Origin of the sequence: Hyphomonas sp., assembly GCF_022844445.1 — a bacterium.
Taxonomy (GTDB): Bacteria; Pseudomonadota; Alphaproteobacteria; order Caulobacterales; family Hyphomonadaceae; genus Hyphomonas.
In genome coordinates, this window is the sequence record NZ_JALHLS010000001.1 from 160,911 (window position 1) to 183,395 (window position 22,485).

At 62.8% G+C, this 22,485-nt stretch carries 28 protein-coding genes and 1 riboswitch; of the genes, 18 read left to right on the top strand and 10 right to left on the bottom strand.

The features are described from left to right. Positions 1-18 precede the first annotated feature (18 nt). Both Q0C17_RS00850 and metA read right to left on the bottom strand, forming a co-directional pair. The gene (locus Q0C17_RS00850; RefSeq protein ID WP_291199836.1) at positions 19-1,335 is read right to left on the bottom strand and encodes an ammonium transporter; all 1,317 of its coding nucleotides are present in this window, start codon (positions 1,333-1,335) and stop codon (positions 19-21) included. Positions 1,336-1,396: 61 nt separating this feature from the next. Then, a complete protein-coding gene (gene metA / locus Q0C17_RS00855) occupies positions 1,397-2,326 on the bottom strand; it encodes a homoserine O-succinyltransferase (protein ID WP_291199839.1) in 930 nt (309 codons plus the stop codon). Positions 2,327-2,401: 75 nt separating this feature from the next. Continuing rightward, a riboswitch (SAM riboswitch) is annotated at positions 2,402-2,479 on the bottom strand. Between the two features lie 149 nt (positions 2,480-2,628). Here metA and Q0C17_RS00860 point away from each other — a divergent pair. After that, positions 2,629-4,590 (top strand): alpha/beta fold hydrolase, encoded by a 1,962-nt coding sequence (locus Q0C17_RS00860; protein WP_291199842.1) that lies wholly within the window; start codon positions 2,629-2,631, stop codon positions 4,588-4,590. Positions 4,591-4,626: 36 nt separating this feature from the next. Here Q0C17_RS00860 and Q0C17_RS00865 read toward each other — a convergent pair whose 3' ends face one another. Then, entirely contained in the window at positions 4,627-5,439 is an 813-nt protein-coding gene (locus Q0C17_RS00865) for an enoyl-CoA hydratase-related protein (protein WP_291199845.1), read from the bottom strand. A 114-nt stretch (positions 5,440-5,553) separates the two neighbouring features. Between Q0C17_RS00865 and Q0C17_RS00870 the strand changes: the two genes are divergently transcribed. Beyond that, positions 5,554-5,901 (top strand): DUF3088 family protein, encoded by a 348-nt coding sequence (locus Q0C17_RS00870; RefSeq protein WP_291199848.1) that lies wholly within the window; start codon positions 5,554-5,556, stop codon positions 5,899-5,901. Positions 5,902-5,928: 27 nt separating this feature from the next. Here Q0C17_RS00870 and Q0C17_RS00875 read toward each other — a convergent pair whose 3' ends face one another. Continuing rightward, positions 5,929-6,492 (bottom strand): hypothetical protein, encoded by a 564-nt coding sequence (locus Q0C17_RS00875; RefSeq protein ID WP_291199851.1) that lies wholly within the window; start codon positions 6,490-6,492, stop codon positions 5,929-5,931. 164 nt (positions 6,493-6,656) lie between these two features. Here Q0C17_RS00875 and Q0C17_RS00880 point away from each other — a divergent pair, with 164 nt between their 5' ends. Both Q0C17_RS00880 and Q0C17_RS00885 read left to right on the top strand, forming a co-directional pair. Next, positions 6,657-7,595 (top strand): nitronate monooxygenase, encoded by a 939-nt coding sequence (locus Q0C17_RS00880; protein WP_291199854.1) that lies wholly within the window; start codon positions 6,657-6,659, stop codon positions 7,593-7,595. Between the two features lie 132 nt (positions 7,596-7,727). Beyond that, positions 7,728-9,902, top strand: a complete 2,175-nt coding sequence (locus Q0C17_RS00885) for a M3 family metallopeptidase (protein ID WP_291199857.1) — start codon at positions 7,728-7,730, stop codon at positions 9,900-9,902. A gap of 78 nt (positions 9,903-9,980) precedes the next feature. Here Q0C17_RS00885 and Q0C17_RS00890 read toward each other — a convergent pair whose 3' ends face one another. The 3 genes from Q0C17_RS00890 to pspF all read right to left on the bottom strand — a co-directional run bounded on the left by Q0C17_RS00890 (position 9,981) and on the right by pspF (position 12,212). Further along, positions 9,981-10,445 (bottom strand): PTS sugar transporter subunit IIA, encoded by a 465-nt coding sequence (locus tag Q0C17_RS00890; protein ID WP_291199860.1) that lies wholly within the window; start codon positions 10,443-10,445, stop codon positions 9,981-9,983. 21 nt (positions 10,446-10,466) lie between these two features. Beyond that, positions 10,467-11,057: a ribosome-associated translation inhibitor RaiA gene (raiA, locus tag Q0C17_RS00895; RefSeq protein WP_291199863.1), complete on the bottom strand. Its 591-nt coding sequence runs from the start codon at positions 11,055-11,057 to the stop codon at positions 10,467-10,469. A gap of 123 nt (positions 11,058-11,180) precedes the next feature. Continuing rightward, positions 11,181-12,212 carry a phage shock protein operon transcriptional activator gene (gene pspF, locus Q0C17_RS00900; protein ID WP_291199865.1) on the bottom strand — a complete coding sequence of 344 codons (1,032 nt, stop codon included), beginning with the start codon at positions 12,210-12,212 and terminating at the stop codon, positions 11,181-11,183. A 209-nt stretch (positions 12,213-12,421) separates the two neighbouring features. Here pspF and Q0C17_RS00905 point away from each other — a divergent pair, with 209 nt between their 5' ends. The 5 genes from Q0C17_RS00905 to Q0C17_RS00925 all read left to right on the top strand — a co-directional run bounded on the left by Q0C17_RS00905 (position 12,422) and on the right by Q0C17_RS00925 (position 14,306). Next, positions 12,422-12,553, top strand: a complete 132-nt coding sequence (locus Q0C17_RS00905; protein WP_291199867.1) for a hypothetical protein — start codon at positions 12,422-12,424, stop codon at positions 12,551-12,553. A 24-nt stretch (positions 12,554-12,577) separates the two neighbouring features. After that, positions 12,578-13,258: a phage shock protein PspA gene (pspA, locus tag Q0C17_RS00910; RefSeq protein ID WP_291199869.1), complete on the top strand. Its 681-nt coding sequence runs from the start codon at positions 12,578-12,580 to the stop codon at positions 13,256-13,258. Positions 13,259-13,371: 113 nt separating this feature from the next. After that, positions 13,372-13,638 carry an envelope stress response membrane protein PspB gene (gene pspB, locus Q0C17_RS00915; RefSeq protein ID WP_291199871.1) on the top strand — a complete coding sequence of 89 codons (267 nt, stop codon included), beginning with the start codon at positions 13,372-13,374 and terminating at the stop codon, positions 13,636-13,638. A 12-nt stretch (positions 13,639-13,650) separates the two neighbouring features. Next, a complete protein-coding gene (pspC, locus tag Q0C17_RS00920; protein WP_291199874.1) occupies positions 13,651-14,067 on the top strand; it encodes an envelope stress response membrane protein PspC in 417 nt (138 codons plus the stop codon). Between the two features lie 53 nt (positions 14,068-14,120). Beyond that, the gene (locus Q0C17_RS00925) at positions 14,121-14,306 is read left to right on the top strand and encodes a hypothetical protein (RefSeq protein WP_291199877.1); all 186 of its coding nucleotides are present in this window, start codon (positions 14,121-14,123) and stop codon (positions 14,304-14,306) included. A 3-nt stretch (positions 14,307-14,309) separates the two neighbouring features. Here Q0C17_RS00925 and mnmC read toward each other — a convergent pair whose 3' ends face one another. Beyond that, positions 14,310-16,163, bottom strand: coding sequence for an FAD-dependent 5-carboxymethylaminomethyl-2-thiouridine(34) oxidoreductase MnmC (gene mnmC, locus Q0C17_RS00930; protein ID WP_291199880.1), 1,854 nt, complete (start codon positions 16,161-16,163; stop codon positions 14,310-14,312). A 119-nt stretch (positions 16,164-16,282) separates the two neighbouring features. Between mnmC and Q0C17_RS00935 the strand changes: the two genes are divergently transcribed. From Q0C17_RS00935 to Q0C17_RS00955, 5 genes are all read left to right on the top strand, one after another. Continuing rightward, positions 16,283-16,453: a CsbD family protein gene (locus Q0C17_RS00935; RefSeq protein ID WP_291199883.1), complete on the top strand. Its 171-nt coding sequence runs from the start codon at positions 16,283-16,285 to the stop codon at positions 16,451-16,453. A gap of 119 nt (positions 16,454-16,572) precedes the next feature. After that, entirely contained in the window at positions 16,573-16,860 is a 288-nt protein-coding gene (locus Q0C17_RS00940) for an N-acetyltransferase (RefSeq protein WP_291199886.1), read from the top strand. Next, positions 16,857-17,135 carry a GNAT family N-acetyltransferase gene (locus Q0C17_RS00945; RefSeq protein WP_291199889.1) on the top strand — a complete coding sequence of 93 codons (279 nt, stop codon included), beginning with the start codon at positions 16,857-16,859 and terminating at the stop codon, positions 17,133-17,135. The genes Q0C17_RS00940 and Q0C17_RS00945 overlap by 4 nt, the downstream gene beginning before the upstream one ends. Further along, positions 17,132-17,584, top strand: coding sequence for a YcgN family cysteine cluster protein (locus Q0C17_RS00950; RefSeq protein WP_291199892.1), 453 nt, complete (start codon positions 17,132-17,134; stop codon positions 17,582-17,584). The genes Q0C17_RS00945 and Q0C17_RS00950 overlap by 4 nt, the downstream gene beginning before the upstream one ends. A 46-nt stretch (positions 17,585-17,630) precedes the next feature. Then, the gene (locus Q0C17_RS00955; RefSeq protein ID WP_291199895.1) at positions 17,631-18,530 is read left to right on the top strand and encodes a tyrosine recombinase XerC; all 900 of its coding nucleotides are present in this window, start codon (positions 17,631-17,633) and stop codon (positions 18,528-18,530) included. A 2-nt stretch (positions 18,531-18,532) separates the two neighbouring features. Here Q0C17_RS00955 and hemW read toward each other — a convergent pair whose 3' ends face one another. Both hemW and rdgB read right to left on the bottom strand, forming a co-directional pair. Further along, positions 18,533-19,705, bottom strand: coding sequence for a radical SAM family heme chaperone HemW (gene hemW / locus Q0C17_RS00960; protein ID WP_291199898.1), 1,173 nt, complete (start codon positions 19,703-19,705; stop codon positions 18,533-18,535). After that, positions 19,702-20,325, bottom strand: coding sequence for an RdgB/HAM1 family non-canonical purine NTP pyrophosphatase (rdgB, locus tag Q0C17_RS00965; RefSeq protein WP_291199902.1), 624 nt, complete (start codon positions 20,323-20,325; stop codon positions 19,702-19,704). Before rdgB ends, hemW begins: the two co-directional genes overlap by 4 nt. 120 nt (positions 20,326-20,445) lie before the next feature. On the opposite strand from rdgB, the gene Q0C17_RS00970 reads away from it, so the two are divergent. The 4 genes from Q0C17_RS00970 (at position 20,446) to Q0C17_RS00985 (ending at position 22,441) form a co-directional block, all read left to right on the top strand. Then, positions 20,446-20,976, top strand: coding sequence for a DUF2975 domain-containing protein (locus tag Q0C17_RS00970; RefSeq protein WP_291199905.1), 531 nt, complete (start codon positions 20,446-20,448; stop codon positions 20,974-20,976). 16 nt (positions 20,977-20,992) lie between these two features. After that, positions 20,993-21,232: a helix-turn-helix transcriptional regulator gene (locus tag Q0C17_RS00975; RefSeq protein ID WP_291042350.1), complete on the top strand. Its 240-nt coding sequence runs from the start codon at positions 20,993-20,995 to the stop codon at positions 21,230-21,232. Between the two features lie 64 nt (positions 21,233-21,296). Further along, positions 21,297-22,043, top strand: coding sequence for a LuxR family transcriptional regulator (locus Q0C17_RS00980; RefSeq protein WP_291199908.1), 747 nt, complete (start codon positions 21,297-21,299; stop codon positions 22,041-22,043). A gap of 86 nt (positions 22,044-22,129) precedes the next feature. Continuing rightward, complete coding sequence (locus Q0C17_RS00985) at positions 22,130-22,441, top strand: hypothetical protein (RefSeq protein ID WP_291199911.1); 312 nt, start codon at positions 22,130-22,132, stop codon at positions 22,439-22,441. Positions 22,442-22,485 lie beyond the last annotated feature (44 nt).

The following is a 22,485-nucleotide window of genomic DNA, read 5'->3' on the forward strand; positions in this document are numbered from 1 at the left end:
CGAACGTTCGGTCCGCGATTAGCTATGGCCTGCGGCCGATTCGCCATGCGTGGCCGTATCGAGCCCGTTGGCCTCATCCTCGGGGCTGACGCGCAGGCGCATGATTTGCCGGACGGCCAGCAGGATGCCGGCGGAGACCAGAGCAGAGTAGACGCAGACACTGACAACACCGGTGAGCTGGGCGACGGCCTTTTCACCGAAGGTCATGCTGCCGAGACCAGGCGCCATGGGCCCGAAGCCCGCGAATACGGGAACGCTGAGCGTGCCCAGGATGCCGCCGACGCCGTGGACCGCGAAGACATCGAGACTGTCATCGATTTTCAGGCGGCTGCGGATGTAGACGACGGCGCCATAGCAGACGACAGAAGCCAGCGCCCCGATCGCCAAGGCGCCGGCCGGGCCTACCGAGCCCGCCGCAGGTGTGATGGTCGCGAGGCCGGCAATCGTGCCGGTGGCAATACCCACAAGCGTCGGCTTGCCGAACTTTGTCCATTCGATCGCCATCCACACCAACGCAGCGGTGGCAGCGGAGAGGTGGGTGACCAGCATGGCCTGCCCGGCCGACGCGTTGGCGCCTAGCGCCGAGCCGGCATTGAAGCCAAACCAGCCGACCCACAGCATGGATGCGCCGAGCATCACGAACGCCGGATTGTGCGGCGGGCGCAGCTCGGCCGGAAACACCGCGCGCTTGCCCATCATCAGCACAAAGACGAGCGAGCTCACACCGGCCGTGGCATGCACAACGAGGCCGCCCGCAAAATCGGTGACGCCCATCGCAGCGAGCCACCCGCCGCCCCATACCCAGTGTGCGACAGGCGCATAGACCAGCAACATCCAGAAACCGCTGAAGGCAAGCACGGCGGCAAAGTTCACGCGCTCGGCATAGGCGCCGACGATCAGCGCCGGCGTGATGATGGCAAATGCCATCTGGAACATGACGAAGACCGATTCCGGAATCGTGCCGACAGCTGCGTCCGGTGCAATGCCAGCGAGGAAAGCTTTCCCAAGCCCGCCCCACAGCGCGCCGCCGCCTTCGACCGCGCCGTTGCCGTCGCCGAAAGCGATGGAATACCCTGCCACGACCCAGAGAATGGACATCAGGCAGGCAATGGCAAGGCATTGGGCGAGGACCGACAGAAGGTTCTTCGCCTGCACCAGGCCGCCATAGAAGAGCGCGAGGCCGGGCAGCGTCATGAACAGGACGAGCGCGGTTGCGGTCAGGATCCAAGCGGTGTCACCCGTGTCCGCGAACGCAGGCGTTGCCAGCGCGAAGACAGGCAGGAGCAGGACGAGCGCACGCACCCCGAGGGCGCGGCCTTCTGGCCGTTTTTTCATTGTCTGGTGCCCTCCCCGAGCATTTTTCTTATTTCGTTGCCTGCGGGAGTGACCAAACTTTTCAAGCCGGCGCAAGCCCGCCGATTTCATCAAGCACGTAAGGGGTCGACTGGTAGGTCTGGTTGATCCAGTTGCCGAACAAGAGATGGGCATGGCTGCGCCAGCGGTTCAGCGGCGGACGGGCCGGATCGTCGCCGGGGAAATAATTATGCGGCACCGCGATCGAAATGCCCTGCGCAATGTCGCGCTCGTACTCTTCCTTCAGCGAGAAAGAATCATACTCGACATGGTTGAACATGTAGAGGCTGCGGCGCCCGCTGTCCTGCAGGAGGCAGGGTCCGGTCTGCTCGCAGTCTACGAGCAGGTCGAGCGCGGGGCGCGCCTCCACGTCCGCGCAGCGCACTTCGGTCCAGCGCGAGACCGGGATCAGGAAATCGTCCGAGAAGCCGGAGAGGAAGGGCGAGGCGGGCGCAAGGTTGCGCTGGCGGAAAACGCCGAAGGCCTTCTTCGCCAGCTGGTACTTCGGCAGGCCGTGGAAGTGATACGCCGCTGCCATGGCGCCCCAGCAGATATAAAAGGGCGAATGCACATTCGTCCGAGTCCAGTCGAAAATCTGTGTCAGCTCGTTCCAGTAGGTGACGTCCTCGAAGGGCATCTGTTCGATGGGCGCGCCGGTGACGATGAATCCGTCGAACTTCCGGTCACGGATTTCTTCCCAGGTGCGGTAGAAGCTGATCAGGTGTTCGGCCGATGTGTTGCGCGCCTGATGTCCGCCGATGCGGACCAGCGTCAGTTCCACCTGCAGGGGCGAGGCGCCGATCAGCCGGGCGAGTTGCGTCTCGGTGCGGATCTTGTTCGGCATCAAGTTGAGGAGGCCGATCTGCAGCGGCCGGATATCCTGCCGCACGGCGTCGGTCTCGCGCATCACGGCCACGCCCTCACGCTTCAGCGTTTCAGCCGCAGGAAGCGTATCGGGGATCCGGATGGGCATGGCAGACGTCCTCTTCGGCCCGCTTCAGGCTCTCAAACGCATCGCACTGGGGGAAAGGCAGGCCGCCGGTGGAGCTGGTCCCGCATCTCGGCCCTTTAGCGACTTGTTTAACGTGGCTGCAAGCCGGCCGGCCAAATCACCACGGACGGGATTTAGTATGGCCGGAGCGCGGCGTCAAATCCGGGGGCCGCCCATCCGGGCAGGTCCGAACAATCCGGGCCGAAAGCTGTCGCCGCCAGTTGTCTTTTCTCCTCTGGATTGCCAATGATCCCTTTGTGTCAATCTTTGCGGAAGGGCTGAACTTGAGACATTTGATCCTCTCACTGCTGGCGGCGTTCGCAGGCGCACTGCCCGCAAGCTCGGCCTTTGCTGACGTTCCCGCCCTGTACGGGCGGGCGGATGATGTGTGGGATGCCCAGATTTCTCCCAGCGGGCGTTATGTGGCGCTGGGTTGTAGCCCGGGTGGGTGGCCAGGGATCTGCGTGTTCGACGCGGAAGTGCCAGGTGACCCGCGTATCCTGCGCGGGCCCGAAGGAAACCGCATGCTGAACTTCTACTGGGCAAGCGACCGGCATCTCGTCAGCAATTCCGCTACCTTTGAACGGCTGGCCGTTTCAAGCGGCCTTCAAGACTTCGAGTTCCGAAGGGCGATTTCGTTTGATGTGACAACCGGCAAGGCCGTTATCCTGCTCGAGAATGTCGGCCTCTACGTCGACACGACCCAGGTCGTATCCACATGCTATGCGAAACCCGACAAGATCATGATGCAATTGACCACGCGTCCGTCGGGAGATGCGCCCATCGGCAGCAAGATTCGTACGACCAAGGGCGGCTTTGTCACTGAGTACTACGAGGTGGACCTGAATACCGGTCGCGGCAAACTGATGAAGTATCACAGCGATTCCGTCATCGATGTAGTCGTGGATCAGCACTGCAACCCGATCGTGAACGTGATTTACAATGACCAGCGCGGCGAGTTTGCGCTCGAAACCGGAGACAAGAAGCGCCGCTTTTTCGAACTGAAGAACACGCCGGTATGGCCCATGGACGTGATGGGCCTGTCAGACGACCGGCAGAGCGTCGTTGTGCAAGCCGACTATGCTGAACACTACGGACTTCACCGCATCCGCCTGAGCGATGGCGCTATCGAGCCCATGAAAATTGACGGTGAAGAGGTTGGCAATCTGGGGGTCCTGCGGGACCCCGTCACTGATGCGATCATCGGTTTCTCCTACATCGATGATCTGCCGATGCACACCTACACCGACCCGCAGCTCGATACATTGCAGCAAGAGCTGACGGACATCCTGCAAATGAATGTTCGCATTGTCTCGATGTCGTCGGACAGATCAATGATGACCATTTCGGCGGAAGCCGCCGGCAAGCCGATACAGTACTTCCTGTATGACGCCGCAATCTCCGAGTTATCAGCTTTGGGTAACATCGCTCCGTACGTTGCCGTGCAGGAAACGGGCAGTGTAACCGAGTTCTCTTATGCTGCGCGCGATGGTCTGGAGATTTCAGCCTATCTGACCCTGCCGCCGGGCAAGAACACTGAAGACGGCCCGTTCCCGGTCATCGTGATGCCACACGGCGGGCCTGAAGCACGTGATTATGCAACGTTTGACTGGTGGCCGCAGGCTTATGCCGCCGCGGGTTATGCCGTTGTTCAGCCGAACTTTCGCGGATCGTCCGGATACGGACCTGACTTCCGGGATGCCGGCTTCGGCGAGTTCGGCGGAAAGATGATCGATGATATCGTCGATGCCATTGGCTGGGCAGAAACGTCTGGCCTCTCAAAGGGCGGCAGCGCCTGCGTGCTCGGCGCCAGCTATGGCGGCTATGCCGCACTGATGAGCGCCCTTCGCGCGTCCGGAAAAGTATCCTGCGTCGTGGCCGTTGCTCCGGTCACCGACATATTCGCCCATATGGGGCGCTATGGTTCCGACTCGGCTTCCTACAAGTACTGGGAGCGCTATGTGGGAGGGAATAAATTCTCGACGCCGGAAATGCGCAAAAGCGTGAGCCCCGTGGCGCGGACGGCCGAGTATTCGATTCCGGTCATGCTCATGCACGGAAAGAGCGACATGGTCGTCGAATTCTCGCAGTCCCAGAACTTTGCCAAAGCATGGGGTGCGCGTGGCGGACTTACCTTTGTGGAGATGGAAGGACAGGACCATCATGTGCGAAGCACCAAAGCCCGCCACACCATACTGTCAGAAAGCCTCCGCTTCCTCGATGCAAACCATCCCGGCCGCCGCTGATACTGCTTTCAGTTTCCGGCAGGCAACCTGCGAAACCTACTCCCCCGTCAGCTTGGGCGCGCGTTTTTCCTTGAAGGCGGTGACGGCCTCACGCCGGTCGGAGAGATAGTTTGATACGCTTTCCCAGCCGATGGAGGCATCCATCAGCTGAGCGGCAAGCGCGCGCAACGGAATGTTGGCCGTTGTCTTGGTCCAGCGTACCGCCCATTTCGGGTTGGCGAGGATCTTCCCCGCGATCTCGTCCACTTTCGCATCCAGCTCTGATCCGGGTACGGCATAATTGATCAGACCAAGACGCTGCGCTTCCGAGGCGCTGAGCAAGTCTCCCGTCATCAGCAGTTCCTTGGCCTTTGCGAAGCCAATCAGCTGCGGCCAGATCAGAGCGCCGCCATCGCCCGCCACAAGGCCGACCTTCACATGCGGATCACCGATCTTCGCCGTCTCATCAGCAATGATCACATCGCAGAGCAGCGCAATCGTCGCGCCCAGCCCGGCGGCGGCGCCGTTCATGCGGCAGAGGATCGGCTTTTCCATCTGCAACAGTGTGACGACGATCTGCTTGGCGTCCCAGCCGATCGCGCGGAAGCGTTCGGGGTGCGCGATCTGTTCTTCGAACCAGTCAAAGTCGCCGCCGGCGCAAAAGGCCCGCCCCTTGCCTGAAAGGATGATGAGGTCGCTCTCCGTATCCCGCTGCAGGCAATTGAACACCAGCGCCAATTCGGTGTGCATCGCCTCATCCACACCGTTCACCGGATGGGACGAGGTGATAAAAGCCGTCAGCACACGGCCTTTCCGCTCAAAGGTGAAGCGTTCCCAGTTTTCCTTGGTGATGTCGTATGCCGCGCTCATGGTGTCCTCCGGTATGTGTCTGGAAGCGAATCTAACCTGCTTGGCGGCAAAGTCACGGGGGATGACGGCTGCGCCGCCTCGCGCTAGGACAGCACATCAGCCGAAAGCCGCCCCATGTCCCGCGACACCCTCTTCCTCCTCCCGCCTGGCTTTGCCGCGAATGGCCAGCGCGAGTTCTGCCCGGAATGCGCCGAGCTCTGGGGCGTGCTGAGCTGGTTTCCGGCGCTCAAGGAAGCGCTCGACATCGTGTATGTCGGCATCGACCATCCCCGCGCCCCGATCACCGCCCTGCTCGGCGACGGGCGCCACAATGCCCCGACCCTCGTGCTGCATGCCGACAGCCCGCGCGCAGCAGGTGTTGTCTATTCCGAGGCGAACGGCCACACTTACCTGCCCTCTGCCCGGTCCATCGCAAGACACTTCGCCGCCTTGCACGGCACCCCGGTGCCGCGCGGGCATTGACCCTGGCCGAAATGGCCAGACCCCAGACTACTGGGCGGACGTGACCGTCACACTTTCAGGCGGCGCCTCGCCTGCCGCGAGCGTCCAGTTGATGATCACGCGGCGCACTTCGCTGCCCATTTCTCCGGTCGCTTCGTCGATGGTGGTTTCGTTGAGCTCGAGGTCAACCCGTCCGGGCGCATCGGACAGGACGCGATAGTCAATGAAGTTGCCAACAGGAAAGACGGCCCAGTCGCCGCCCGGGCTCATGTAAAACGCGACGTAAGTATACAATCCATTCGCCGCGGGATCGCCGCCGGCGGTGCCGAAAAGCTTGACGCCTGGCGCGTCGCCCTGATTGTCGAGGAAATCGACCTTCACGACAGATGCTGCCGCGCTGGCATACTCCGTCGTTTCAACCACCAGCGCTTGCGGCTCGCCTTGAGGAACCAAAGCCTGCGGCACAGGGGCCTCAACTGCCGGCGCAGGGGCCTCCTGAGCAACGGTCTCTTCAGCAACGGTATCGACCGGCTTGGACACTGCTTCCGGCGCGCAAGCCGTCAACACGGCGGCAAGGCTGAAAGCTGAAATGGCGCTGAATTGTTTAGGCATGAGCTAGTCTCTCCGGAGCGTGACGTCAGGTTACAACTAAGCGATTGCGCCGCTTCTGAACAGGGCCGGGCAGGCCACCTGCCCTGCGGTTCGGTTGCAGGACTTGCCTCCCGCAAGGGAAGACGCGTCTTGTGGCGGATCAAACTCGCCACAGGAGACCTCTCATGCCCGCAGCGCCCGTGAAAACCCGCATCACCGAGATGCTCGGTATCGAAAAGCCGATCATCCAGGCGGCCATGGGCTGGATCGCCCGCTCGCAGCTTTCCTCCGCCGTCTCCAACGCCGGCGGCATGGGCATCATCGAAACCTCGTCCGGCGAACTCGATGCCATTCGAGGCGAGATCAAAAAGATGCAGGCGCTGACGACCAAGCCCTTCGGCGTGAACGTCGCGCAGGCCTTCGTACGCGACCCGAACATCGTTCAGTTCATCATCGATGAGGGCATCCGTTTCGTGACGACCTCAGCAGGCGATCCAATGAAGTATACCGGGATGCTGAAGGAAGCCGGCCTCACCGTCTTCCACGTCGTCCCTTCCCTCGCTGGCGCACTGCGCGCCATCGAAGCGGGCGTGGACGGGTTGATTGTGGAAGGCGGCGAGGGCGGCGGATTCAAGAACCCTAAAGATGTCGCCTCAATGGTGCTGATCCCGCAGGTTTGCGAGAAAGTTTCCGTGCCGGTCGTTGCGGCCGGCGGCATCATGGACGGGCGCACGATGGCAGCCGCCTTTGCGCTCGGCGCCGAAGGCGTGCTGATGGGCACCCGCATCCTCTCCTCGGCCGAAAGCCCGGTCCACGCGAACTGGAAGGATGCCATCATCGGTGCCGATTCCACCGATACCGTTTTCCTGAACCGTCAGGGACCCGGCCCGGCTCTGCGCGCCCTGCGCACCGAGCGCACCACGCGGCTCGAAAAAGAAGGCAGCCCCAACATCTTCGGCGAGTTTGCAGGTACGCAGGAAGTCTATTTCGGCGGCAATCTCGAAGCCGGCATCGCTCTCACCGGGCAGGTTGCGGGTCGCATTTCAGAGGTGAAACCTATCGCGCAGATCTTCGAGGAAACTCTTGAGGAATACCACCGCGTGGTCTCCCGCCTGCCGCGGTGAGGCTGGCCTTGCCCCGTGAGGGTCAAATTCGGGTGAAAACCTGCTCTGGCTGCCGTTTTTTATTGGAAATCGCTATCCCCCGGGGCTAAACACCCCGTCAAACTGCCATTTCCAAAAGGAAGACTGATGAAAATGTCTGAAGCCCTAAAGGGCGGCGCGGCCGCTCTCGTTCTCGTCGCCACAGCCGCTTGCGGCGGCACTGCCGCCGACAAGCCGACCGCTGCCGTTGCCCAGATCGAGCTGCCGGAAATCACGGTCACCGACGCTGAGCTGGAAGGAAATCCCTTCCGTGCCGAATGGTCAGGCCCCTACGGCGTCCCGCCTTTCGCTGAGATCCAGACCGCGCACTTCAAGCCGGCCATCCTGAAAGGCATCCTCGAAGCCCGCGCTGAAGTGCAGGCCATCGTCGACAATACCGAAGCCCCGACCTTCCAGAACACGATCCTTGCCTATGAGCGCACTGGCCAGTCGCTGGCCAAGGTAATGGGCGTGTTCGGAAACCTCTCGAGCACCGACACCAACCCGGAAATCCAGGCCCTCGAAGCCGAAATCTACCCGATGCTGTCAACCGAGCGCGACGCCGTTACCTTCAATCCGAAAATGTTCGCTCGCGTGAAGGCCGTCTACGACCAGAAGGACCGCCTCGGCCTCGACGAACAGGACGCGCGCCTCCTCGAACTCACCCACCGCAACTTCATTCGGGCCGGCGCCGGCCTCTCGCCGGATGTCCAAGCCGAAGTCTCGAGGATCAACGCAGAACTCTCTGGTCTCACGACGCAGTACGGACAGAACCTGCTGGCAGCCTCTAAAGGCTTCAAGCTGGTGGTGACCGACGAAGCCCGCCTAGGCGGCCTCTCGGCTGACTTCAAGAATGCTCTGGATGCGGACGGCAACAAGACGTGGGAAATCGGTCTCGATCGCCCGGTCTTCGAAGGCTTCATGACCAATGCCGAAGACCCGGAGCTGCGCCAGCAGCTGTTCGACGGCTATCGCCTGCGCTCATCGACCGGCGAGTTCGACAACAACCCGCTGATCCTCAAGATCGCGCAGCTGCGCGCCAAGCGCGCCGAGCTGATGGGCTATAAGAGCCATGCCCACTACGTCATCGAGAACCGTATGGCGAAAACGCCGGAAGCGGCCATCGAATTCCTCGGCAAGGTTCTCGAGCCAGCGCTGAAACGCGCCGCCGAGGAACAGGCCGACATGGAAAAGCTCGCTGGCCGTCCCATCACCGGTTCGGACTGGTGGCACTACGCGGAGAAAGTCCGCGCCGACAAGTACGCCTTCGACGAGAGTCAGCTGCGCCCTTACTTCCAACTCGACAATGTACGCGACGGCGCGTTCGAAGTGGCCGAGCGCCTCTTCAACATCACGTTGGAGCCCATCGAAGTTGCCGGCTGGCACCCGACTGTTGAGGCCTTCGACGTAAAGGACAACGCGACCGGCGAGCATCTCGGCCTGTTCATGATCGATATGTTCTCCCGCGATTCCAAACGCGGCGGCGCCTGGATGAGCGGCTACCGCGAAGCCTCGGCCATCGATGGCAAGGTCATCCGCCCGATCATCACCAACAACATGAACCTTGTTCCGCCTGCGGAGGGTCAGCCGGCTCTCATGGACTACAACGGCGTGGAGACCCTTTTCCACGAGTTCGGCCATGGCCTGCACGGCCTGCTCACCACCATCCGCTACCCGTCCTTCTCGGGCACGTTCGGCGGTCCGGATTATGTCGAGTTCCCGGCGCAGGTAATGGAACACTGGGCCGGTGAGCCCATCGTGCTTGCCGAGTTCGCCCGCCATCACAAAACCGGCGAAGTGATCCCGCAAGCGCTCATCGACAAAATGAACAAGGCGGCAACCTTCAATCAGGGCTTCAAGACCACCGAGTACATCGCCGCCTCGCTGATCGACCTGCACTGGCACATGCTGACAGCAGAAGAGGCCGCCGCTATTACCGACGCGCGCGCCTTCGAGAAGTCCATCCTGGAGAAATACAAGATCCCGGAAACGATCGAGCCGCGCTACCGCTCCACCTATTTCTCCCACATCTTCGATGGCGGCTACTCGGCCGGCTACTATTCGTACCTATGGGCGGAAATTCTGGATGCGGACGGTTTCGACGCATTCAAGCAGTCCGGCGACATCTACAATCCGGAACTCGCGGCCAAGCTGAAGAAGTGGGTCTACGAGTCTGGCGGCCTGCGCGAGACGGATGAGCTCTACCGCAACTTCCGTGGGTCTGATCCGGGCATCGAACCGCTGCTGCGTAACCGCGGCTTCGCCGAACCGGCACCGGCCGAAGGCTAGGCATCCGCTCCCTGCTCCAAGCAAAAGCCCCGCCAGCAAATGGCGGGGCTTTTTTTGTCCGTCCTGGCTGGACCCGGCTTAGCCGCTGACCGATTCCTTGCAGATCACTGCGCGGACATCCTCGACCGTACGTGCCTTGCGCAGGCCGTCGCGCACAGCGCTCTGGCGGAACACGCGGCTCACCTGAGCGAGCGCGCGCAGATGGTCCGCGCCGGAACCATCCGGTGCAAGCAGCATAAACACTAGATCGCAGGGGCGCTCGTCGATGGCTTCGAAGTCGACGCCGTGCAGCAGACGCATGAATCCGCCCACCGGCTTCTCGAGGCCGGGCAGGCGCGCGTGCGGGATGGCTACGCCTTCGCCCACGCCCGTTGAGCCGAGGCGCTCTCGTTCCATCACGGCGTCTTCGATCACCCGCGGGCCGATACCGGTCGCGACGCTCAGCGCCTCGCACAGGGCATGTATTGCCTGCTTGCGGCTGGGCACGTCCTGAAGCGGGATGATCACCCCGTTTTGCAGCAGGGCACTCAGATCAGTGGCCATCAATCTACGGTTCCGTGACACTTAGGGGCGAGGCGTATTGGCGGGGTCGACCCAGCCAATGTGCCCATCGGGGCGGCGGTAGACCATATTCAGGCCATCATGGCCAGCGTTCCTGAACATCAATGCCGGCACATCTTGCAATTCAAGCTGCATGACTGCCTGAGAAACGCTCATGGTCCTTATCTGCACGCTCGTTTCTGCAACTGTCAGGGGAGCGTCACCCGCTTCTATACCCGTATCTTCTGAATCATCCGTGTCTGAAATCAGGATCAATGACTCGGCGGCCGGTGAGGTCGGCAGGGGCTGCGGCGCAGCGGCGTGATGGTCCTTCAGGCGGCGCTTGTAGCGGCGCACCCGTTTTTCCATCTTTTCGAGGCTGACCTCCAAGGCGGCATAAGGATCGTCCGCGCGGCCAGTCGATTGCAGGACAATCCCCGACGGGAGGTGCACATTACAGTCGACCTCCACGAACGGGCCCTGCTGCGAGACAAAGACGCTGGCCTCGCCGGTCCGGTTGAAGTACTTCGCCACCGCCGCCTCAAGGCCCGCTTCGATCCTGTCTCGCATCGCGTCGCCGAGGTTCATGTGCTTGCCGGTGATCTGAATCTGCATTCGCGTCTCCTTTGCGGTTGTCGCCTGTTTACTATGACCCAAAGTAAACCGGGACGCGACCCCATTTAGGACGCCGCCAGGGCAAGAATCGGTAATCTTCAAGCCGTTGTGGGGCAGGCCAGATCAGCCCCCGCCCTTCCCCGCTTTTGCGTAGCCGTGCTTTTTAAGGAGTCCGCGCAGCTGGTGGTAAGTGAGGCCGAGCACGTCTGCGGCCCGTCCCTGATGGCCTTGCGCGCGGGCGAGAGCAGCATCGATAAGGCGCAGTTCATAGAGACGCACAGCCTCCGGAAAACCACCCGTCACGGTCCATACGTCGGCCGCTTCCTGTGGGCGATTGATGGTCTGCTTTTCTACAGGCGCGGACGGCCTCCAGGGGGATGCGAATGGGTCGAGCGCAGCGGGGTCGAACTGTACCGGATCGTCCGGCGAGGTGATCAGCGCGCGGTGGGCAAGGCGTTCGGCGAAGTTGCGTAGTTCCCTCACATTGCCGGGCCAGTCATGCGCCTCGATCGCTTCGATGGCGGACGGGGCAAAGCCGGGAAAATCCTGAGCGAGTTCCACCGCCATACGGCGCGCAAAGAAGTCCGCCAGCAGGCTTTTGTCGCCATGCCGGGCGCGCAGCGGCGGCAGCGTGATGACATCGAAGGAGAGCCTGTCGAGCAGGTCCCAGCGGAACTTGCCGGCCTCCGCCAATGCCGGAAGGTCGGCATTGGTGGCGGCGACGATCCGCACGTTGGTGCTCAGAACCTTGGAGCCGCCGACCCGCTGGAACTCGCCATACTCGACGATACGCAGCAGCTTCTCCTGCAGCGCCTCACCGGCGGTAGCGATCTCGTCGAGGAAGATCGTGCCGCCATCGGCGAGTTCGAACCGGCCGCGCCGCTGTTCGGTCGCGCCGGTAAAGGCGCCGCGCTCGTGACCGAACAGTTCGGAATCGAGCAGCGTCTCGGTCAGCGCCGCGCAGTTTACCTTCACGAAGGGGCCTTCCCAGCGCTTCGACAGGAAGTGCAGCCGTTCGCCGACCAGTTCCTTGCCTGTGCCACGCTCGCCGATGACCAGCACCGAGCGGTCCAGCGGTGCCACCCGGCTCGCATGCTCCAGCGCCGTCAGCCAGGACGGGGCTTCACCAATAAGCTGCTTGGAGCGATCCTGCATGAGGCCTTTTTAGCTAAACCAGAATGTTATTTCGACCATTATTTTAGTTGTTTTGACCGAACGTGCGTTAACGGAAACGCGTCGGAAACTTTTTTATCTAATTAAATCAGAGTGTTATGGAGTTAATCTGGTACTGGCACGGTCCTTGAAATCACTACAGCCATCAGGCGACGGGCGTTGCCACCCCTATCGAAGGACAAAAGAAGACGATGAACGACCAGGACTATCGCTACCCGCCCCGCTCGGACGCAGGCCGCTTCGGCCGCTGGCTGTCCACGCGACCGGCGGAATCGTGGATTTTCTTTGCCGCGGGCGTGTTCCTCGGCGGCTTCTTCTTCTGATCCCGACCAAGAAAGGATACGACCATGGGTCTCTTCTCCCGCCTCGGCGACATCATCAACTCGAACATCAACGCGATGCTCGACGGCGCCGAAAACCCTGAAAAAATCGCCCGCCTGATCATCCAGGAAATGGAAGACACGCTGGTGGAAGTGCGCACTTCTGCGGCGCGCGCGATGGCCGACAAGAAAGAGATGGAACGCGAGATCGTCCATTTCTCGGCTGCACGTGACGACTGGGCGGCAAAAGCCGAACTCGCCATCGACAAGGGCCGCGAGGATCTTGCCCGTGGCGCGCTGCTGGCCAAGCAGAAGGCGGAAGGCGAGATCGTTCGCCGCCAGGAAGCGATGGTCATCGCCGAGGAGGCCTTCGGCCGCCGACAGGAAGACCTGGTGAAGCTGCAGGCGAAACTCGACGAGGCGAAAGCCAAGCACCGCGCGCTGGTGATGCGCCGCGAAGCCGCCGAGCAACGCATCCGTATGCGAAGCCAGCTCTATGACGGACGGGCCGACGAGGCGATTGCCCGCTATGCCAACCTCGAGCGCAAGGTCGACGAGATGGAAGCTTATGCCGACGCGATCCGAGGCGCTGAGCCGAGCCTCGCCCAGGAATTCGCCGAACTCGAGCAGAATGAGTCGGTGGAGAAGGAACTGGCCGCGCTGAAGGCTCGCAAGGGCAGGGCACCTTCGAAGAAATCGGAGGGCTGATCCATGCTGATGTCCTTGACCGTTCTGATCGGCGTCCTCGCCCTCATCTGCGCCCCGGGCCTGATCGCGGAAAGCCGCGCGCATACTCGCCGCAAGACTGAGGGAGAGGCCTGATGGACGAAGCTTCCATCGCAATGATCGCCATTGTCGGCACGGTGGCCTTGTTCATTGTGCTGCCCGGGATGATTTTGCACTACGTCACGATGTGGCGCAGGCAGAAAACTCTGCAGCCGGATGACGAGCGGATGCTCGAAGACCTCTGGCGTTCCGCCAAGGCGATGGAGCGGCGCATCGAGTCCCTGGAGGCCCTTCTCGACAAATCAGAGACGGACGCCCCGCGCCGACCGCCTCGCCCGTCCCGCTCCACTTTCGACGAATAAGGAGACACGCAGATGTCCCGACCTTACGACCCCTACAGCTCCCGCAACCCAAAGCGCTTCTTTCGTTCGCGCGATAACAGCGTCATTGCCGGCGTCTGCGGCGGCCTTGCCGAACGCTTCGGATGGGAGCCCATCCTCGTCCGCGTCCTGACGGTTCTGCTCACCATGTTTATGATGGGCCCCGTTGCGATCATCGCGTACATCGTGATCTGGATGATCACGCCGCGCGCGCCGCTCGGCTATGGCGGATTCTCGGACGAGGAAGACGCGTTCTGGCGCGGCGTGTCCGACCGGCCGCGCGCCACGTTCGGCACGATCAAGTACACCTTCATGGACCTTGAAGAGCGCCTGAAGAACATCGAGCGCACTGTGACTTCCGAGGAATGGCGCCTGCGCCAGGAGTTCAAGGATCTCGAAAAGGGCAACTGATGCCCTTCCCTACCGCCCGCTAAAACCTCATACGCCGACCAAGGACCGGACCAATGACCCAGGGGACCATTCTCCGCAACAACCGCCTGCTCGGGGCCCTCGCCCTGACGGTACTGCTTGCCGCACTCGTCACTGCCCATTTTCAAGGCGGCGTGTCGCTGGAACTCGGCGACATGATGCTGAGTGTTCAGTCACAGCATGAAGACGGCGTCGTGCTGTCCTTCGTGCGTGCGCCCTGAGCGCTATCTGCTGCGCTTCAGTGTACGGAACACGAAGCGCATCGGGCTCACCGCGCGCAGCGCCGGCAAGGATGCCGGTGGCGGTGACCCAGCCAGACGGGCGGCAAGAATTTCCGCTGCCCAAGGCGCCCAGGTAAAACCCCGTGCGCCGAAGCCGCCTGCCACATAAACACCTTCCATAAGAGGGGCGTCCGCATCCACGGATCGCCCCTTCTTCATGGGTGCAAAGGTCTCCAGCGCCGCGGCGTGATCCGGCACGGCGCCGATCAGCGGCAGGCGGTCCGGAGTCGTAGCGCGCAGACTTGCGCGCGAACGGATCTCGCCGTCCAGCGCCTCGCGCACCCAGTAGGGCGACAGGCGCGCGACACCCGCACGATTTTCGGCCCGCGCGTCCGGTGTTCCGCCGGGTGCGAAATCTGCGCCGGAGGGCTCAAACGTCGCGCCCCAGAGCCTATGCGTGCCGAGCGCCAGCGCATAGCTCCCCGAGACCAGCGCCGTGGGCGTTACCATAGCGGATGTGTCGACAAAATCGACCTGGCCGAGGCGCGCCTCGAGCGGCAGTCCGGGCGACAGCGCCGCCGCCTGCATCCCGTTGGCGAGTACAATGGTGTCATAAACCTGTCCGTTCACGGAACGGTGCGCCAGAGAGACCTCAGGCGCCGCACCAAAACGGCAAGCCGCGCCTTCCAAAAGGCGCGCCACAAGCGCCGCGGGGCGAAGGATCAGAGCGCGCTTGTGCAAGAGCCCGCCACCGCGCACGGCTTCAAGGTCGTCCAGCGGCAGCGGCGGATCAGCAAGCAGCTTTTCAAAGCGCGCTACCTCGGCAGCACTCTGAGGTGACTGCAAAACGTCCGTATACGCTGCGTCCGGCAGGCCGCCATAGGCCTCGCGCGCGGCGAGGTAGGCGTCAAGCAAGAGACCGGCTTCCGCTGTGTCGCCCGCATCGAGGCGTGGCATCAGTAGCGCCAGAGGATTGCCGCTCGCGCCGCTGGCAGGGCCTGGAGCGGGATCGAAGATTTCAACGCTGATCCCCCGGCGGGTCAGCGCCTTCGCCAGCGCGGCTCCCGCAATTCCTGCCCCGAGGATGGCAACACGGCTCGGCGCCGCCGAGGGGCTGCGCAGCCCGAACGTATCGGCTGGCGCAGGTCGCGGCGTCACCAGACGCGCCTCAAGGCGCTCCCGCTTGCGGCCGTGGCCTTCCGCTCTAGATACCTCGAACCCGGTACCGGAGAGCCCGCGACGTACCGCGCCGGCCACGGTAAACGTGCCGAGGCGCGCACCTTGCGCCGAGCGCGCCGCGATCAGCGGGTAAATCCACTCGCTCCACATGTCCTCGTTCTTTGCGGGGCTGAACCCGTCAAGGAACCAAGCGTCAGCACTGAACGTGCTTTGCGGCAAAGTTTCTCGAATGTCGCCCAGATGCAGCACAAGGCGCACACCATCTTCCGGAAAGTCGATACTCCGCACACCGCGTACCGGCCCTGGCCAGCGCGCGGTAAGGCGGTCGGCAAGCTCGCCCAGCTCGGGCCACGCGCCGAGCGCGCGGCGCGCATCTTCCTGGCGTAAGGGGTAGCCTTCGAAACTTACAAAGGTGAGTTGCGCATCGGGCGCCGGCCGGCGCGCGCGCCAGAGCTGCCACAACGCGAGAAAGTTCAACCCGGTGCCGAAGCCCGTCTCCGCCACGCTGAACGAGGCCCTGCCCTGCCAGGCCTCCGGCAGGTCGCAGCCGCGCAGGAACACGGTGCGTGTTTCGGCAAGCCCGTCCTGCGCCGAAAAGTACACGTCACCGTGCTGGCGCGCGTGCGGAGCGCCAGCATCGGTCCAGTCGAGGTCAGGGTGCGGCAACAGGCGCGGCATTGCGCCGAAGTAACCCGCTGCAGGTGTCTTGAGAAGGCCTATCCGCGGAACCAGACTGGCGCCTTTGCGTTGTCTGAGTGTCCGCATTTTATGCGGCGCAACCGAAAGGAACTTTAGTCATGGACAAGGAACACCTCAAGGGCGAAGCCAAGAAGGCTGAAGGCCACATCAAGGAAGGCGCCGGCAAACTGACTGGCAACAAGAAACTAGAAGCCGAAGGCAAGCTGAAGCAGGTCGAAGGCGAGATCCGCAAGAAAGTTGGTGACGTCAAGGACGCTCTCCGCAAGTAAGCATCGGGTGGAACGGGGCTGGGGCCCTTGCCTGACACGCGTGCTATTCTGCGCCGCCCATTGCGCTTTGACGGGCGTGCCTCCACTTTCCGGCTGAAAGAGCTCAAGAGGAGCCGGCCATGAGCGCGATTGTCGTCACCTGGGGAGATGGCCCGACTGATGGCCGTTGCCTCGCCGTCTCAGACGGCTATACGGCCGAGATGACGTATTCTCGTGCGGGCGCGGCCCGGCTCATCATCGACCAGACCGGCGCGCCGGACGCACTGCGCGAACAGGGCGCCGGCGAGGCGCCTGCGCGGCGCGCCGTTGAGGATGCCCGCGCCGCCGGCGTGGAGACCATTCCGCTCTACACGTTTGCAAGGGCGCAAACCGGCAAGCACCCGGACTGGCAGGACGTGCTGGCATGATCTCAGACATCCACCATGACGCTGCGCGCCGGCGCTACAGCCTGGTGATTGACGGCGTGGAAGCCTACCTCACTTACGAACGGCCAAAGCCCAAGCATCGCCATATCACGCACACCATCGTACCCGACGCCCTTGGCGGTCGCGGGCTTGGAAAGCGGCTGGTGAAGCGCATCATGGAAGAGATTACCGCAGACGGGGAGACGGTGTCATCGTCCTGCTGGTTCGCGTCCGCGCTGATTGACAAGTCGGCCGATTGGGCAAAATTGCTCGGATGACAGACACGCCATTCTGGAAGACCAAGACGCTCGACCAGATGAACGGCGCCGAGTGGGAGTCGCTCTGCGACGGCTGCGGCAAGTGCTGCATTGTGAAGCTTGAAGACGAGGACACTGGCGCCCTCGCCTATACCAAGCTGCACTGCAAGCTGTTCGATGGCAGCACCTGCCAGTGCTCGGACTATGCCAACCGCCGCAAACACGTGCCGGACTGCGTGCAATTGACGCCGAAGGTCGTGCGCACCGTGGACTGGCTGCCACGCACCTGCGCCTACCGCCTGGTCGAGGAAGGCCAAGACCTGCCACCATGGCACCATCTCGTCTGCGGCGACCGACAGCGCATCCATGACGAGGGGCGCTCAGTCCGGGGACGGACTGTCTCCGAGGATACGGTCTTCGAGGAAGACGAAATCGACTGGGTAATCGACTGGGAAGGCACGGAGCCCTGAGGTCTTCGTCAACGACCCTTTAAGTCAAACCCGCCAACATGCCGGAATGGACGTGCTGCCCGCCTTTCTCTCGCATCTCGCCAACGAGCGCCGGATGGCCGCCAAGACGGTGGAGGCTTACGGTTCTGACTTGGCATTTTTTTTCGGCTTCCTGCGCGGGCATCTGGGCCACGAACCCACATTGAGAGCTCTCTCCGGTCTCAAGGCACGCGACATTCGGGCCTATCTCGCCGCGCGCCGCCGCGACGGACTGTCGGATGCCTCGATCGCGCGCCTGCTCTCTTCGATCAAGGCGCTCTATCGCTGGATAGGCCGCGCGCACGGGCTGGAGAATGCCGAGATCGCCTACCTGCAAGGCCCTCGCCGCGCGCCCCGCCTTCCCCGCCCCGTGTCCATCGAGGCGGCAAAGGACATCCTGCACGAAGCTGAGACGGAACCAGATTCCGAACCCTGGATCGCGGCGCGGGACCTCGCCGTCCTGTCCCTGCTGTATGGCGCGGGCCTGCGCATCTCCGAAGCGCTCGGCCTGACGGGCGCCGACAGTCCGGCGCCGGAACGCCTGCGCGTCTCCGGCAAGGGCGGTAAGGTGCGTCTCGTGCCGCTGATTGCGCCAGTGCGCGAGGCTATAGATGACTATGCGCAGCTCTGCCCCTATGCGCTGACCAAAAGCGGCGCGCTGTTTCGAGGCGCAAAGGGTGGACCGCTCAGTCCACGGATCATCCAGAGCCGTATGCAGATGCTGCGCGGCCTGCTGGGCCTGCCGGAAACCGCCACACCACACGCGCTGCGCCACTCCTTTGCGACCCATCTCCTGTCGAATGGCGCCGACCTGCGCGCAATCCAGACGCTGCTCGGGCACGCGTCCCTGTCCACGACGCAGGTCTATACGGGCGTAGATTCAAGCCGGCTGCGCGCCGTGCATGCCGCCGCCCATCCGCGTGCCTGAGATCAGGGGCTCAGGGCCGCCGTGATCGCGTCCGCCAGCAGCCGGCCGCTCGGTGTCAGGCGGAGTTCTGCGCCCACCATCTCGGCCCAGCCCTTGTCCACGAACACCTCGATCTTGTCACGCGGCACCGGCTGACCCGAGACGGTCTCGACGCGGCGCAGGTCCACGCCTTCGGCAGCTCGCAGGCCCATGGCAAGAATCTCGCGCGCGATTTCCAGCGGCTCCAGCCGGCCTGCATCTCCCCAGCCGCTGTGCAGGGCCTGCACGTTGGCCATGTAGGCTTCCGGCCGGCGCTCCGCCTCGCTGGCATAGCGACCGCCGCCAACTGACAGGCGACCGTGTGCACCAGGTCCGACACCGATCCAGTCCCCACCGCGCCAGTAGATCAGGTTGTGGCGCGACTGATGCTGCGCCGAAGCGGCATGGTTCGACACTTCGTAAGCTGGCATCCCGGCCTTTGTCGTCACAGCCTGCGTCAACTCGTAAAGATCCGCCTGCGCATCATCGCCCATCGGCGCGATGTCGCCGCGCTGCGCTGCAAGGCCGAAGGGTGTTCGCGGCTCGAAAGTCAGCTCGTAGAGCGACAGGTGCGGCGCGCCGAGCGCCAGCGCGTCGACCAGTTCCGCTTCCCAATTCGCCGGGCTTTGCCCGGGGCGCGCATAGATCAGATCGATCGAGACGGACGGAAACACTTTCAAAGCACGCTTCACCGCGTCAGCAGCCGACGCCGCATCATGATCGCGCCCAAGGAAGGCGAGCGCGGAATCGCGCAGCGACTGCACGCCGATCGAGAGGCGCGTCACCCCTGCCCGCTGCAGGCCGACGAGATCCGCGCGCAGGACGTCATTCGGGTTGGCTTCCAGCGTGATCTCTGCGCCGCGCTTGATGCCAAAGGTTTCGGAGGCCGCCAGCAGGATCGTTCCAAGTTCATCTGGGCGCAGCAAGGCGGGCGTGCCGCCGCCGAAGTACACGGTATCCAGCGCGCCGTGCTGCGGCATGCGGGGCCGGTGGGCGTGAATATCCGCAGCAATCGACTCCACCAGCGGGCCACTGTCCCGGTTCTTGGCAGCGTAGACGTTGAAGTCGCAATACGGGCAGATACGGGCGCAGTACGGCCAATGGACGTAGAGTCCGAATCCAAAATGCGGACCGAAAGGCGCGGGCGTAAGGGTCATGCCAGCAACGCTGCGCGCAGCTTCTTCACCGCCGCGGCGCGGTGGCTCATCGCATGCTTCCGGTCCGGGGCCATCTCTCCGAAAGTGATCGTCTCACCGTCGGCGACAAACACGGGATCGTACCCGAAACCCTGCGATCCGCGCGGCGGCCAGACGAGGGTTCCATGCACCTCGCCCTCAAACACCGCTTCGAGGCCGTCGGGCCAGGCAACGGCGAGCGCGCAGACGAACTTCGCCGAGCGGTCTGCCGAGCCGCTGGCCTGCAATGCGTCCTCGACGCGCTCCATGGCGCGGTAGAAATCCCGCGGCTCGCCGGCCCAGCGGGCGGAATAGATGCCAGGCTCACCGCCCAGCGCGGTCACCGCGAGGCCGGAATCGTCTGACAGGGCTGGCAGGCCGGAGGCGCGCATGGCGGCACGCGCCTTGAGCAGTGCATTGCCCGCAAAGGTGGCTTCGGTCTCCTCCGGTTCGTCCAACCCCAGCTCGATCGCAGAGACGACCCTAAAGCCGTGCGGTTCGAACAGGGCCTTCAGTTCTTCGACCTTGCCCTGGTTATGCGTGGCCGCCAGAAGGGGCCCGGGTTCGAGCCGCGGGGGCGATTCGGCGTGATTCACGGCCACAATGGCTCCATTCTTGCGTTGTGCACGAACTCATATATCGTTATTCGGTAATATTGGGACAATGCTCTGGCAAAGTCTCGCTTCATAGATCATCAAGGACCAAGGGTGAAAAGACCAAGTATGCCGCAGACCGGACGCAATTCCATGGCCGAGATCATGACCGTGCTCGTCACGGTCGCCATGTGGATCGTGGGCGCGATGGGCGTTGTCGGCATTCCGGTGCTAGCCATAGGCCTGACAGCCAGCCTTTCGGGCGGGGCCACAGAGATCTCCGGCATCAAGGCCCTGGCCGAAGGCGTTATGCCGGGCCAGCTGGTGATCGGCCTCGTTGGCCTAATGGTCATCGTACCGGGCGTGATCTTCATCTGCCTTCAGCTGCGGCGAATCCTGCTAACCTTGGCAGATGGTGACCCCTTCGTTCCCGAGAATGCCAGCCGCCTGTCACACATCGGCATTGCGATCGCGGCGATGGAACTCCTGCGCGTGATGACCGTACTCGTCGTCAGCGCGGTTCCCACACTGGTGGGCGACGAACCGCCGCGCCTGTCCACACAGTTCATACTGTGGATCTCGGTTGCTGCACTGTTCGTGCTTTCCCAAGTTTTCCGTGAAGGCACCCGCCTGCGCGATGAAGAAAAAATGACGATCTGAGGAGCGCCACACGCACATGACCATTCGAGTCACCCTCGACCGCGTGCTTCTGGAGCGACGCATGTCCCTGACAGAGCTGTCAGAGCGTGTCGGCGTCACCCTGGCGAATCTCTCGATCCTCAAGACCGGAAAAGCCAAGGCCATCCGCTTTTCGACCCTCGAAGCGCTCTGCCGGGAACTCAAATGTCAGCCAGGCGACATACTGGTATTCGACACCGAAGATGAAGAAGGCCAGCGGCGCGTCGCAGCCGAATAATTCTTCCTCTCCCGAAGAAATGCGGGCATCCTGTGAGCGTACTGAAATTCAGCTCGCGAGTAGGATGGCCAAGCCACCGGAACACGAACTCTCTGCCCTTGAACGGCTACGCCGCGCCGTGAAGGCCGCGCATGAGCTGCCGCTGATTGAGTTCGCGATGGAATCTTACTGCGCCAACGCACGCATCCCGATGTTCAGCTACTATCACTACCCGCCCTTCGGGGCTGTTGACTTCGGCCCTGACATCCAGGTCTACAATTTTGGCTGGCCGGCAGTCTGGGTCGAAACCTACAGGCGTGCCAACTACCTCCACATCGATCCCCTACCCCGCATCGCCGCGCGCCGCACGCTGCCTTTCTGGTGGTCGGAAGTCGAAAAGATCACACAACTGGACGCGGAGGAACGCGCCTACCTCAAGGAGGTACGCGCGCAGAATTTCGGGCCAGGCCTGGCGATCCCGGTCTTCGGCCCAAACGGTCGCCATGGCTACTATGCCGCCGGCATGGGGCATGAGCGCGCGAAGTTGGACGAGCATGAGGTTGCGGAACTCCACGCCGCCTGCCAGCTCGCTCACCTGCGGTTCTGCGACCTGATCCTTGCCTCGCTGCCTGATCATGTGAACCTGTCCGAACGCGAACGCCAGATTCTCGGCTTCGTGGCGCGCGGCCATTCCAACCAGATGATCGCCGCCAAGCTGAATATCTCAGCAAATACAGTCGATACCTATGTCCGGCGCTGCTTTGACAAGCTGGACGTCCATGACCGTGTAACGGCTGGACTCCGGGGCCTCGCGCTAGGTCTGGTTGCCTGACCGGACAGCTTGTCGCAGGCAAAAAGCGCCCGGTGTCATGGATTCCCGTGGCAAGCGAAATGCGCGCGAGGGTTACCTGCCCGCCCATGAACTGGATACACATCATCAACGAAGAACTGGCGCGCATGCGCCTCTTTGCATCTGCTGCGCTGGATGGTCCGGCGGAAGGCGATCTTGCCGTTGAAGCTGCGCTCGGCGACCTCTTCGAAAACCACCTCAGCCAGCCCCTCGACCGGGCGGTCGTCTATCGGCTGCTCGACCGGCAACTGCGTCTGCTGACCCGCTTGGACGCTGGCGAGCGTGTGGAACTACTCGTACACCTTTGCGGTTTTTGCGCCGATGAAAGTCATGGCATCGTGCAATGGGACGCTATCGGGCCGCTGCGCTCGGTCGGCTGACCGACAGGTCGCTATCCGCCAAAAAAATATTTGAGACGCGCGGG